The sequence below is a fragment of the Janibacter terrae NBRC 107853 genome, assembly GCF_001591405.1.
Taxonomy (GTDB): Bacteria; Actinomycetota; Actinomycetes; order Actinomycetales; family Dermatophilaceae; genus Janibacter; species Janibacter terrae.
Map to the genome: position 1 here is coordinate 1,082,308 of NZ_BCUV01000007.1, position 13,001 is coordinate 1,095,308.

At 70.9% G+C, this 13,001-nt stretch carries 10 protein-coding genes; 3 read left to right on the forward strand and 7 right to left on the reverse strand.

Features of this window, described 5'->3' with window-relative positions:
- Positions 1–28: 28 nt before the first annotated feature.
- From JT1_RS14900 to fdh, 4 genes are read right to left on the reverse strand one after another with little or no spacing between them, the layout of a single operon-like run.
- Positions 29–1,315 carry an L-lactate MFS transporter gene (locus JT1_RS14900; RefSeq protein ID WP_068328199.1) on the reverse strand — a complete coding sequence of 429 codons (1,287 nt, stop codon included), beginning with the start codon at positions 1,313–1,315 and terminating at the stop codon, positions 29–31.
- Between the two features lie 30 nt (positions 1,316–1,345).
- Positions 1,346–2,488, reverse strand: a complete 1,143-nt coding sequence (gene nrfD / locus JT1_RS14905) for an NrfD/PsrC family molybdoenzyme membrane anchor subunit (RefSeq protein WP_068328201.1) — start codon at positions 2,486–2,488, stop codon at positions 1,346–1,348.
- The gene (locus JT1_RS14910; protein ID WP_068328203.1) at positions 2,485–3,594 is read right to left on the reverse strand and encodes a 4Fe-4S dicluster domain-containing protein; all 1,110 of its coding nucleotides are present in this window, start codon (positions 3,592–3,594) and stop codon (positions 2,485–2,487) included. Before JT1_RS14910 ends, nrfD begins: the two co-directional genes overlap by 4 nt.
- Positions 3,594–6,923 (reverse strand): formate dehydrogenase, encoded by a 3,330-nt coding sequence (gene fdh / locus JT1_RS14915; RefSeq protein WP_169702025.1) that lies wholly within the window; start codon positions 6,921–6,923, stop codon positions 3,594–3,596. The genes JT1_RS14910 and fdh overlap by 1 nt, the downstream gene beginning before the upstream one ends.
- Positions 6,924–7,139: 216 nt before the next feature.
- Here fdh and JT1_RS14925 point away from each other — a divergent pair, with 216 nt between their 5' ends.
- Positions 7,140–8,222: a Fic family protein gene (locus JT1_RS14925; protein ID WP_068328212.1), complete on the forward strand. Its 1,083-nt coding sequence runs from the start codon at positions 7,140–7,142 to the stop codon at positions 8,220–8,222.
- A gap of 47 nt (positions 8,223–8,269) precedes the next feature.
- On the opposite strand, the gene JT1_RS14930 is transcribed toward JT1_RS14925, so the two are convergent.
- Both JT1_RS14930 and JT1_RS14935 read right to left on the reverse strand, forming a co-directional pair.
- Positions 8,270–9,790, reverse strand: a complete 1,521-nt coding sequence (locus JT1_RS14930) for an SDR family NAD(P)-dependent oxidoreductase (RefSeq protein ID WP_169702026.1) — start codon at positions 9,788–9,790, stop codon at positions 8,270–8,272.
- A 20-nt stretch (positions 9,791–9,810) separates the two neighbouring features.
- Entirely contained in the window at positions 9,811–10,584 is a 774-nt protein-coding gene (locus tag JT1_RS14935) for an HpcH/HpaI aldolase family protein (RefSeq protein ID WP_068328216.1), read from the reverse strand.
- A 50-nt stretch (positions 10,585–10,634) separates the two neighbouring features.
- Here JT1_RS14935 and JT1_RS14940 point away from each other — a divergent pair, with 50 nt between their 5' ends.
- Positions 10,635–11,291: an HAD-IA family hydrolase gene (locus JT1_RS14940; RefSeq protein ID WP_068328218.1), complete on the forward strand. Its 657-nt coding sequence runs from the start codon at positions 10,635–10,637 to the stop codon at positions 11,289–11,291.
- Between the two features lie 4 nt (positions 11,292–11,295).
- Here JT1_RS14940 and JT1_RS14945 read toward each other — a convergent pair whose 3' ends face one another.
- The gene (locus JT1_RS14945; protein WP_068329348.1) at positions 11,296–12,084 is read right to left on the reverse strand and encodes a PIG-L deacetylase family protein; all 789 of its coding nucleotides are present in this window, start codon (positions 12,082–12,084) and stop codon (positions 11,296–11,298) included.
- Between the two features lie 69 nt (positions 12,085–12,153).
- On the opposite strand from JT1_RS14945, the gene JT1_RS14950 reads away from it, so the two are divergent.
- Positions 12,154–12,990: a maleylpyruvate isomerase N-terminal domain-containing protein gene (locus tag JT1_RS14950; RefSeq protein WP_068328220.1), complete on the forward strand. Its 837-nt coding sequence runs from the start codon at positions 12,154–12,156 to the stop codon at positions 12,988–12,990.
- The last annotated feature ends 11 nt before the right edge of the window (positions 12,991–13,001 follow it).

Genomic DNA, 13,001 nt, shown 5'->3' on the forward strand with positions numbered 1-13,001 from the left:
CAGTGCAGGCGAACGGTCACCGGGATGCTCAGGCGTGCTTCGGCGGCTTGGCGATGAAGGGGATCACCAGGCCCACGAGGGCGATGATGCCCATGACGGTGAAGGCCATCGTGTAGGCCTGGTCCTCGCCGATGAGCCACGAGATGAGCAGCGGGCCGACGACGCCACCGATCGACCACCCGATGAGCATCAGGCCGTAGATGCCACCCGAGTTCTTCACGCCGAAGAAGTCACCGGCCGTCGAGGGCATGGTGCCGAAGGCGCCGCCGTAGCAGGTGTAGACGACCGCGCACAGGACGTAGAAGAGCGCGGCGTTGCCCGCGTGCGGGATGGCGAGCAGCGCCAGGCCCTGCAGGCCGAGGATGCCGAGGAAGGCCGGCATGCGCCCGATCTTGTCCGAGATCGCGGCCCACAGGATGCGGCCACCACCGTTGAACAGGCCCATGATCCCGACGAGGGTCGCAGCCGCGGCAGCGCTCATCCCGGCGACGTCGGTGGCGGTGCCGGCGGCGACCGAGATCAGCGAGATGCCCGCGGTGACGGAGATCGTCAGGATGAGCGTGAGCATGTACCACTGCGGGGTGCTCAGGGCCTCCTGCTGGGTGAAGTCGCGGCCGGCCTTGGCCACGGTCTCCTCCCGCTTGGTGTCGTGCTGCGCGTGCGCCTTGGCCACGCCCGGCGGGACGTAGCCGGCCGGCGGGTTCTTGAAGACCGAGGCGCCGATGAGACCGAAGATGAGATAGGCGATGCCCAGCCACAGGAAGGCCTTGGTGGGGTGGACGTCGTAGCCGTCGATCCCGGAGATCATCCGCTGCGCGAGGGGGGAGGTGATGACGGCACCGAAGCCGAAACCGCCGACGGCGATGCCGGTGATCAGGCCGCGCCTGTCCGGGAACCACTTCTGCAGCATGGCAATGGGCACGATGTAGGCCAGGCCGAGACCGAAACCGCCGAGGACGCCGTAGCCGAGGATGAGCAGCCACAGGTCGGAGGCGTCCCGGGTGAAGCTCGCGACGATGATGCCGATGGAGTAGATGACCACGCCGGTCAGGGCCACGAGGCGCGGCCCCTGCTTGTCCTGGATCCGGCCACCGAGGAAGGTGCCGAGGAAGAGCATGCCGATGGCCACCTCGAAGGGGATGGTCGCCTGCACCTTGGACAGCTCGATCGCCGAGGTGTCGCTCTGGATCGCCTTGCTGAAGGTGCTCCAGGCGTAGACGGCGCCGATCGTCAGCTGGACGAGGACACCTCCCGCCAGGATGATCCAGCGGTTGCCCACCCCGGTGGTGGGGGCCTGCTCGGTCTCCGTGCTCATGGAACCTCCCGGTGTGTTGGTGCGTGAGTGCTACCGCACGGTGACGGCACTGTCGTGGACGATCCCCTGCTCGCGCCGCGCCTCGAGGCGAGCCTTCTGGACGCGGACGGTGTACCTGGGGTCCTTGGCGGACTCGATCCCGGCCTCGACGACCCCCATGCGCGTGAGCGCGGAGGCCGCCGCCAGGGCCGCGCCGGAGGCGACGGCGAGCAGACGGCTGCGCCCGGAGAGCAGCGTGCCGAGCCCGCCCGCGATGACGAGCCCCTTGGCCAGTCGCAGCTTGCCGGCTCCCTGCCCGGACGTCACCGGCTCGTCGATGTCGAGGTGCGCCAGGTGCTCCTCGAGCCGGTGCATCGCGGCGAGGTCCGTCGCCGCCCCCACCAGGGCGAGCCGGCGAGCCGGCCCTGCGACGCCGGTGGGGTTGAGGACCATCTGGATCCCGCCGGAGGCGAGTGCCGCCGACCCGACGAAGACGAAGGGGAGCTCCCGCCGGCTCTCGTGCCACACCGGGTGCGCGGTGTCGGAGAGCAGGACCGCGGTGTACGCCGCGAGCGGCGCGCCGAAGGCGGCCTGCCCGATCGTCGACGGGACGCCGAGCACGTCGGTGACGCGGGTGAGGGCCGCGACCGGGCCGCGCGAAGGGAGCAGCCGGAGGACCTCGGAGGCGGTCGTGACCCCGGCGAATCCCGCGTAGGCCGACAGGATCCAGGTGCCGACCGACATCGGCGAGGTGAGCTTGACCGTGCGCATCATGTTGAGGAAGCGCTCCGGCCGGCCGAGGTCGGCGACGAGCGCGGCACCGCTGAGGGCGACGCAGGTCATCGCGGTCAGGCGCGAGCTGCGTTGCAGGACCGTGTTGCCCGTCGCTGCGGCACCCGCCTGGATGATGCCGGAGGCGCCGGCGATGCCGCCGACGAAGAGGTACGCGGAGATCTTGTGGTCCCACGGGACCGGCTTGACGATCGGCTGGCCGTAGTAGCTGGAGAACTCGGCGTCCGGGACGGCCGGCGCCTCGCGCCGGCCACCACCGTCGCGGGAGAGCCAGCTGCGCTGACCGCCCTTCGCGAGGTCCCGGGCCGCGCCGGTCACCGCGCCACGGACGCCGGAGTCACGGCGGCGCTTGCGGCGGCCCTCCTCGGGCGGGCGGTAGGCGTCGAAGGGGGAGGTCGTCACGACTTGCTCCCGATGAAGGAGACGGCGACCGCGCCGAGGAGCCCGACACCGGCCAGGCCGGCGGCCCGGAACATCTCGGGCAGCCGCTTGCTCGGCACCTCCGGGTCCGGCGGGAGCCCGTAGACCTCGGGCTCGTCGAGCAGCAGGAAGACCGAGCCGGTGCCGCCGACGCCGTCCTGCTCGTTGGCGCCGTACAGGCGGGCCTCGGTGAAGCCCTGCTCGTGCAGCTGGACGACGCGCTCCCGGGCGGTCGCGACCATGTCGTCGTGCGCGCCGAACTTGATCGAGGTCGTCGGGCAGGTCTGCGCGCATGCGGGCGTCTGGTCGTGGCCGAGCCGGTCGTAGCAGAGCGTGCACTTCTGCGCGACGCCGACGTGGGGCACGTGGTCGTCGGCCGTCACCGAGACGCTCTGGTCGTTGCGGCGCTCGATGACCCCGAAGGGGCAGGCCCCGACGCAGTAGCCGCACCCGTTGCAGATGTCGGCCTGCACGACGACGGTCCCGTGCTCGCTGCGGAAGAGCGAGCCGGTCGGGCAGACGTCGAGGCAGCCCGCGTGGGTGCAGTGCTTGCACACGTCGGAGGACATCAGCCAGCGGAACTCCGGGACCGGCCCGACCATCGGCACCCCGTCCACGGTGAGCCCGTGGTCACCGGTGCCGCCGGCCTCGATGTTGGCCTTCTCGGTGAGCATGTCGCCCAGCGCCGGCCCGTGGCCCTCGATCGGTGCCGGGAGCGTGCCGTAGCCCGCAGGGGCCCCGCCCGAAGGGGGGTCGGCCGCGGGGGCGCCGAGGGCGGGCATCCCGAGGTCGACGAGCTTGCGGCCGGACTCGCGCGCGGCCTCGATGCGGTCCTTGGTCTGCTCGACGAAGGCGACGTGCCGCCACGTGCTCGCGCCCAGGTCGCCGGTGTTGTCGTAGGAGTTGCCGGTGATGGCCAGCCCGTCGAGCGGGATGCCGTTCCACTCCTTGCAGGCGACCTCGCAGGCCTTGCACCCGATGCAGATGGAGGTGTCGGTGAAGAAGCCCTTGCGCTCCGGGGCGTCGGCCCACCCGGCGTCCACCGCCGGGTTGGTCTCCCCCGAGAGCTGGCGTGACAGGTAGCCCATCAGAGCGCTCCTTGCTCGTCGCGGCGGGTGTTGCCGGTCTCGACCGTCGTGCCCGAGCGGGACTGGTACTCGGCGACGAAGCGCAGCAGCTCCTCGCCGCGCGGCCGGCGGCCCGGGATGATGTCGCAGGAACCCACCTTCGACTCCTGGATCTGGACGTTGGGGTCGAGCGCGATGCCGAGCAGGTCGTTGGCGCCGTCGCCCTCGACGACCGCGTCGCGGCCGACACCCCAGTGGTACGGGAGCCCGATCTGGTGGACCGTGCGCCCGCGGATCGTCAGCGGGGTCATCCGCTCGGTGACGAGCACGCGGGCCTCGATCGCGCTGCGCGCGGAGACGATCGTCGCCCACTCGCCGTTGACCAGGCCCTGCTGCTCGGCCAGCTCGGGGGAGACCTCGCAGAACATCTCGGGCTGCAGCTCGGACAGGTACGGCAGCCACCGACTCATGCCGCCGGCCGTGTGGTGCTCGGTGAGCCGGTAGGTCGTGAAGACGAAGGGGTAGACCTCCGCCCCCGGCTCGTCGCCCGAGGGACTCCACAGGTTGTCCTTGCGCGGGTACACCAGGCGGGCCGGGTTGCGCTGCTGCGAGTACAGCGGGTTGTCGACCGGCGACTCCTGCGCCTCGTAGTGCGTCGGCAGCGGACCGTCGACCATCCCCTTGGGTGCGAAGAGCCAGCCCTTGCCGTCGGCCTGCATGATGAAGGGGTCGTCGCCGGCGATCGCCGCCGGACCGCCCTGCTCCGGGTCGGGCCGGAAGGACGGGTCGCGGTCGACCGGGAAGTCGGGGACGTCCTTGCCCGTCCACTTCCCGGCGTCGGCGTCCCACCACACGTACTTCTTCCGCTCGCTCCAGGGCGTGCCGTCCGGGGCAGCGGACGCGCGGTTGTAGAGGATGCGGCGGTTCATCGGCCAGGCCCAGCCCCACTCGAGGGCGGTCTCGTCCTGCTCGCGCCCGGGGACCCGGTTGGCGGACTTGTTGACCCCGCCGGCGAAGACGCCGGTGTAGATCCAGCACCCGCCGGAGGTCGAGCCGTCCGCGCGCATGTCGGCGAACTTGTCGAGGGTCTGGCCCGCGCGCTCACCGGTGAGGTAGTAGCCGTTGATCTCCTTCAGGACCGCCTCGGCATCGGTCTCGCCGAACTCGTCCTTGGGGTAGTCCCAGGTCATGTCGAGCAGCGGGCGGTCGCGCTCGTCGGTCGAGTCCTTGAGGCGCTCCCGGATGCGCACGCCGAGCTCGTGGAAGAACTCGAGCTCGCTGCGGGCATCGCCGGGCGGCTGGACCGCCTGGTGGTGCCACTGGAGCATCCGCTGGGTCTGGGTGAACGTCCCGGACTTCTCGACGTGGTTGGCGGCCGGGAAGAAGAAGACCTCGGTGTCGATGTCCTCCGTCCTCAGCTCGCCGCTGGCGATCTCGGGGGAGTCCTTCCAGAAGGTCGCCGACTCGATGAGCTGGAAGTCGCGCACGACGACCCACTTCAGGTGCGTCATCGCCAGCCGCTGCATCTTGCCGTGGGCCGAGCCGACCGCTGGGTTTTGCCCGAGGATGAAGTAGCCCTCGACCTCGTCGTCGAGCATCGACATCACCGTCTGGTAGGTGCCGTGGGCACCCGTCAGCCGGGGCAGGTAGTCGTAGCAGAAGTCGTTCTCGGGCGTCGCGGCATCGCCGAACCACGCCTTGAGCAGGCTGGCGGTGTAGGACGGCGCCTCGGTCCAGAAGCCCTTCTGCAGCGGAGAGCTGATGCTGGATAGGTAGTCCTCGTAGGTGTCGTGCAGACCGACGGTCGGCATCGGCAGGTACCCCGGCAGGATGTTGAAGAGCGTCGGGATGTCGGTGCAGCCCTGGATGCTCGCGTGCCCGCGCAGCGCCATGATCCCGCCACCGGGCCGACCCATGTTGCCCATGAGCAGCTGGAGGATCGCTGCGGTGCGGATGAACTGCGCGCCCAGGCTGTGCTGGGTCCAGCCCAGCGCATAGGCGAAGCAAGTGGTGCGCTCGCGACCGGAGTTCGCCGTCAGGGCGTCGGCGATCTCGTGGAACTGCGACTGGGGGATGCCGCAGAGGTCCTCGACCATCTGCGGCGTGTAGCGGGCGTAGTGACGCTTGAGGACCTGGAAGACCGACCGCGGGTGCTGCAGGGTGTCGTCGCGGATGACCCGGGCGTGCTCGAGCGCGGGTCCGGCACCTCCGTGCTGGTCGCCCGCCGCGCGGGCACTCTTGTGCGCCCCGTGCTCGTGGCCCCCGGAGGGTCCGCCGACGTCATCGCCGCCTGCGCCCCCTTCGTCGCTGGTGCCGCCCCCTTCGGCAGGTCGCTCGTCGTAGGCCCACGAGGACATGTCATAGGTGCCGGTCTCCGGGTCGTAGCCGGAGAAGACGCCGTCGAGGTCCTCGGTGTCGACGAAGTCCTCGCTGACCAGCGTGGCCGCGTTGGTGTAGGCGACGACGTAGTCGTGGAAGTAGAGGTCCTTGGCCAGGACGTGGTTGATCAGCGCGCCGAGCAGGACGACATCGGTACCGGCCCGGATCGCGGCGTGCGTGTCAGCGATCGCGGAGGTGCGGGTGAAGCGGGGGTCGATGTGGATCACCCGGGCGCCGCGGGCCTTGGCCTCGGCCACCCACTGGAAGCCCACGGGATGGCACTCGGCCATGTTGGAGCCCTGGATGATGATGCAGTCTGCGTTGGCCATGTCCTGCAGAGACTGGGTGGCGCCGCCGCGCCCGAAGGAGGATCCCAGACTGGGAACCGTGGCGGAGTGTCAAATACGCGCCTGGTTCTCGATCTGTATCGCGCCAGAAGCCGTGTACAGCTTCTTCATCAGATAGTTCTCTTCGTTGTCGAGGGTCGCGCCCCCGAGCGAGGCGATGCCCATCGTGCGCCGCAGCCGACGACCCTGGTCGTCGACCTCCTGCCACTTGTTGGCGCGGGCCTGGAGATACCGGTCGGCGACCATGTCCATCGCCTCGTCGAGCTCGATCCGCTGGAACTCCGTGGCGCCCGGCGCGCGGTAGAGCACGTGGGTCTGACGCGAAGGGGAGTTGACCAGCTGCTCGCTCGCGGCACCCTTGGGGCACAAGCGCCCTCGGCTCACCGGCGAGTCCGGGTCGCCCTCGATCTGCACGACCCGCTCGTCCTTGACGAAGACGCGCTGGCCGCAGCCGACGGCGCAGTAGGGGCACACGCTCTGCACGACACGGTCGGCCGTCGAGGTGCGCGGCTCCATCTCCCTCGTGCTGCGCGAGGTGACCGCGTTGCCGCGGCCGAGGAAGTCGCCCGATGCTAGCTGACGCAGCACGGGCCAGCCCAGGAAGGTCGAGTCCTTCGGTGCCATGGCCGCTGCTCCCTTCGTCGACGTGGTGTGACGCCCTTCACCGTAGCGTCAAACACCACGCGACGGGCTACCAGGGGGCACGCCTTGAGGGTGAGACCCCGCTGGCCGAGCGCCGCTGCGAGTCCACGTGTCAGGTTCCCTGACACATCCCGAAAACATGTTAGGTTTCACGAAAATTCTTAACGCGTTGTGCGGATACGGTGAAAGGAGCGACACGTGACGTGGAGCCCTGAAACTCCCTTCAACGACCTCCCGCCCCTGCCCCCAGCGGACCTGGACCTTGAGCCCAAGGCTGTGCTCAAGGCGACCGTCGAAGCCCGGACGGCGCTGGCGACACTTGCCCAAGCCGGACTGGTGCTCCCGAACCCGAACATCCTGATCCACGCCGTCCCGTTGCTCGAGGCCCAAGCCAGCTCCGAGATCGAGAACATCGTGACCACGGCCGATGAACTCTTCAAGCACGTCGACTCGGGTGGGGGGGACCATGCCACCAAAGAGGCGCTGAGATACCGCAGCGCCCTATTCGCTGGGGTTGAATCGATCAGGAGCCGGCCCCTCACTGCGACGACAGCCGCTCGAATCTGCTCTGAGTTGCAGGGGCGCGACATGGCTGTTCGCGCAGTGCCCGGCACAAGAATCGTGAACCCGGCCACGCGTCAAATCGTGTATGCCCCACCCGAGGGAGCCGACCTCATCCGGGGGAAGCTCTCGGAGTGGGAGCGCTTTGTTCATTCCGGAGACGATCTTGATCCGCTGGTGCGCATGGCGGTGGCTCATTACCAGTTCGAGGCGATCCACCCCTTCCACGACGGCAATGGCCGCACTGGTCGCGTCATCAACATCCTGATGTTGATCGAGGCGGGTCTCCTCCACGACCCCATCCTCTATCTCTCCCGCGCGATCATCGCGCGGAAGAATGACTACTATCGACTGCTGCGCGCTGTGACGGCCGAGGGTGCTTGGATCGAATGGATCCTCTACATGCTTGACGTCGTAAGGGAGTCGGCGACGTCGACCACGCAGAAGATCGGGTCCATCCGTACGTGCCAGGAGGACATTGCTGAGCGTGCTCGAGCGGCCACCCCGGGTGGGAAAGACGCGCACTTCTTGGCCGTCCTCTTCGAACAGCCTTACTGCCGCATCAACACTGTGGCCGAGCGATGCGACATCTCCCGTCAGACCGCCTCCTCTTGGCTACACGCACTGGTTGACGCTGGGCTCCTCAGTGACGTGAAGGTTGGCAGGGAGCGTCTCTTCGTCAACCACGAGTTTCTCGATGTGTTGACGCGGCCTGAATGAGGGCGGGTGATGCTCGTGAGTGAACAACTCGCCTCACGAAGTAAGCCTCACCAAGCGTACGGCTCGTAGTTCTTCAGGAAGACACCGTAGAGGTCCTCGCCGCGTTCGCCGCGCACGACCGGGTCGTACACGCGGGCAGCGCCGTCGACGAGGTCGAGCGGGGCGTGCCAGCCCTGCGCCGCGATCTCGAGCTTCTCGTGGTGCGGACGCTCGTCGGTGATCCACCCCGTGTCGACAGCGGTCATGAGGATGCGGTCGGTCTCGAACATCTCGCCCGCCGACGTGCGGGTCAGCATGTTGAGCGCGGCCTTGGCCATGTTGGTGTGGGGGTGCCCGGCGCCCTTGTACCGCCGGGAGAACTGCCCCTCCATCGCGGAGACGTTGACGACGTAGGCCCGGGCCGCGTCGCCGACCTCGGCACGACGGCGCTCGACCGCCGCACGCATCGCCGGCCGGAGCCGGGAGACGAGGAGGAAGGGGGCGACCGAGTTGCACATCTGCACCTCGAGCAGCTCGAGCGGGTCGACCTCGTCGACGGTCTGCTTCCACGAGTTGGTCGCCACGACGTCGGGCAGCAGCCCGCCGGCGTCCACCGCGGTGCCCGCGAGGTGCGCCTCGAGCGAGGCGTGGCCGGCGGAGAGGGCCAGGCGGGTGAGGTCGGCGGCGCTCTGCGTGGCGACGTCGGCGTGCGGCACCGGGTGCGAGCCCAGGGTCCCGATGAGGGCCGCCGGGTGTGCCTCGCTCACCCGGTCGAAGGTCAGCATCCGCGGTGTGACGCCACCGGTCTCGAGCGGCTGCGACTCGCCGTCGACGAGGTGCGAGTAGGCGCCGGGGGAGCGGCGCACCGTCTGGCAGGCGTTGTTGATGAGGATGTCGAGCGGTCCTGCGGCAGCGACCTCGTCGGTGAGGGCGACGACCTGGGTGGGGTCGCGCAGGTCGATGCCGATGATCGTCAGCCGGTCGATCCACTCGGGGGAGTCGGCGAGCTCGGCGAAGCGTCGCGCGGCGTCGCGGGGGAAGCGCGTGGTGATCGTCAGGTCGGCGCCGTCGCGCAGCAGCCGCAGGGCGATGTACATGCCGATCTTCGCCCGGCCGCCGGTGAGCAGCGCGCGGCGGCCGCGCAGGTCCGTGCCCTGGTCGCGGCGGACGTGGCTGCGGGCCGCGCAGTCCGGGCAGAGCCAGTGGTAGAAGGCGTCGACGAGCGTGTAGTCCGCGTGGCACATGTAGCAGCCGCGGGGGATCTGCAGCTCCCCGACGAAGCGGCCCTCGCTCGTCGGGGCGAGCGGGATCCCCTTCGTCTCGTCGTCGATGCGCATCGGCGAGCCGGTCGCGGTCCGGTCGAGGATCGCCTGGTCGTGCGCCATCTTGGGGCCGCGCTCGGCCTGCCGGGCCTCGCGCCGGCGGGCCTTCTTCACCCGGTTGTACATCGAGCCCGCGGCGCGCTTGACCGTGGCGATGTCCTCGTGGCCGGGTGGCAGCTCGTGGAGCATCCCGAGGACGCGAAGGGTGGTGGCCAGGTCATCGGGGTCGACGCCGTCCACGGCACGGTCCAGCTGCACGTCACTCACGACGTCCGAGGATACGTGGCTCAGGTGAGGTCGAGGACCGCCTCGGCGCCCAGGGCGACCAGGGCGATGTCGGTGGCGACGGCGACCCGGGTGATGCCCAGGGCGCGCAGCGCGGGGACGTGGTCGGGGTGACCGGCGAAGGCCGCCACGTCGGTGCCGTGGCGGCGGGCCGCCGCGAGGATCCGGGGCACCGGACCACTCGGGGAGGTGTCGGCGAGCATCTGCGCCATCGGCACGCCGAGGGCGAGGGAGAGGTCGACCGGTCCGAGGAAGAGGAGGTTGACCCCGTCGACGGCCGCGATCTCCTCGACCGCCTCGAGCGCCCCGGCGGTCTCGATCATCACGGCGCACTGCACCTGGGCGTTGGCGCGCTCCGCGTCCGGCGCGTAGCCGTCCCACATCGGGGTGAGCGGGCCCCAGCTGCGCTCGCCGAGCGGCGGGTAGAAGGCGGCCCGCACCGCGGCGCGCGCGTCCTCGAGCGAGGCGACGGAGGGGATGACGACGCCCGCGGCGCCGGCGTCGAGCGAGGCCCCGATCCAGACGTGGTCGACCCCCGGTACCCGGACGACGAAGTTGGCGCCGACGTCGCCGAGGGCCCGTCCCAGGTCGACGAGGGCGGAGCGGTCGATCGCCCCGTGCTGGGCGTCGAGCGCCAGCCAGTCGAAGCCCGTGCCGGCGAGCCGCCGGGCGAGGTCGACGTCGTTGCCCATGAGCCACAAGCCGCGGGAGTCGGGCCCGATGGCGGCCCGCCGGGGCTGGTCCTCGGCGCTCGGCCCGGATGAAGACGCGTACATGGTGACCTCCGTGGTTCGGGTCCACCCTAGGGTCTCCCTAAGGTCGTCCCATGGACTCCGACCCCTTCGACGGCCGCACCTTCGCCGCGGTGATCTTCGACAACGACGGCACGCTCGTCGACTCCACCGGCTCGGTCGAGCGGTCGTGGGTGAGGTGGGCGATCGAGCACGGCGTCGACCCGGTGGCCCTCGTCGGTCACCACGGGATGCCCGCGCCCGCGATCATCGCCTCGGTCGCGCCCCACCTCGACCCCGACGACGCCTTCGCGCGGATCGAGCGGCTCGAGGTCGACGACGTCGAGGACGTCCTCGCGCTCCCCGGTGTGCACGACGCGCTCGCGGCGCTCGTCGACGTGCCGGTCGCCGTCGCGACCTCCGCCACCCCGGAGCTGGCCCGGGTCCGCCTCACCGCCGCCGAGATCGGCATCGACGAGGTGGTGACCTTCGACGACGTGGAGCGCGGCAAGCCGCACCCCGACCCCTTCCTCCTCGCGGCGCAGCGTCTGGGGGTCGACCCGAGCGAGTGCCTCGTCTGCGAGGACGCCCCGAGCGGCGTCGCCGCGGCCCGGGCGGCCGGCTGCGCGGTCCTCGCCGTGACGACGACGAGTGGCGCCGACGCCCTCGCGGACGCGGACCTCGTCGTGGACTCGCTGGCCGACGTGACCTTCGAGGTCGTCGACGGCCGCGTGCGCGTGCGCCTGCGCTGACCGCTCAGACGAAGGGGAGGTCGCGCGCCATCCCCTCGGCGCGGCCCGGCTCGGCGTAGTGCTCGACGCCGAAGGCCTCGGCGAAGACCTCCGGCGGCATCGCCAGCATCTCCTGCACGTCGGACTGCGAGCCGTGGGCAGCCAGGGCGGCCCGCTTGAGGTCGATGACCTCGGTGACGTCGACGGCGTGGTGGATCTCGTGCTGCGGCAGGCCGATCGGGTTGCCGTCGTCCATGGGGGCGTCGGCGTCGAACCCCGGGTCGATGCCGAGCGAGCGGGCCGCGGCGAGCTGCTCGCGCACGCGGTCGCGGTTGATGGTCGCCTCGAGCAGACGGGGCCGGCGGGCGGCGAGCGCGGCCGCGCGGTGGGCGACGTGGTGGACCTTGACGTGGTCGGGGTGGCCGTAGCCGCCGTGCCAGTCGTAGCCGACGAGCACGTCCGCGTCCTCCTCGTCGAGGACCGCGGCCAGCCGCCCGGCGGCCTCGTCGAGGTCGGCGGAATGGAAGGCGCTCTCGTGACCGTTCTCCTCCCACCCGGTCATCCCGGAGTCGGCGTACCCGAGCCACTCGACGCGGGCCGTGCCGGTGATCGCCGCGGACGCGTCGGCCTCGCGCCGGCGGTGCTCGGCGAGGCTCCCCCCTTCGCCCAGGTCGTCCGGGACGGTGCCGTGCTCGCCGTGGGTCGCGTAGACGACGACCACCCGGCCCCCCGCGCGCGAGGTGAGGGCCATCGAGCCGGCGGTCCCGCTGGCCTCGTCGTCGGGATGGGCGTGGAAGAAGACGGTGGTCGTCACCGGACCATCGTGCACCGGCGCGCCGTCACCCCGGTTGCCGACGAGCACGAAGGGGGGAAGTCTCGCCCCATGAACGCCGACGTGCAGGCCCACTGGCTCCCCTTCGACCGCTACCTGGACGCGATCGAGCGGGAGAGCCGCCGGTTCCGCGAGTGCCTCGCCGACGCCGACCCGGACCTGCGGGTGCCGAGCTGCCCCGACTGGAGCGCCGAGGACCTGCTGTGGCACCTGGGCGGGGACGTGCAGCACTTCTGGGCGTGGGTGATCGCCCAGCGACCCGAGGGGCCCGAGTCCTACCCCGAGCCGCACCGGCCGGGCGGCCACGCGGGCGTGCTCGCCTTCTACGACCAGGCGCACGAGGACCTGCTGCTGCGTCTGCGCAACGCCGACCCGGCCGACGGTGCCTGGTCCTGGAGTGCCGACCCGCGGCTGCACACCGTCGGCTTCACGATGCGTCGGCAGGCGCACGAGGCGCTGGTCCACCGCGTCGACGCCGAGCTGACGGTGGGCGCGCGGACCCCGCTCGACCCGGTGCTCGCGGCCGACGGGGTGCTCGAGTGCCTCGACGTCATGTACGGCTCCCACCCGCGGTGGGGGCGGTTCACGCCCGACGGCACGCGCGTGGTCGTCGAGCTCACCGACGTCGGACGGCGACTGCTCGTCGGGCTCGGGCGCTTCGCCGGGCGCGACCCGCGCTCGGGCGAGGTCGTCGACGTCGACGATCTCGCCGTGCTCGACCCCGCCCTGCACGAGCACACGGGCGCCGCGGACGTGACGGTCCGTGGCAGCGCCGAGCAGGTCGACCTGTGGCTGTGGCACCGGGGCATCGAGGACGCCCTCGCCGTCGACGGCGAGGAGGGCGTCCACGAGCGGCTCGTGGCGATCCTGGGCGCCCCGATCGGCTGACCGGTGTCCCC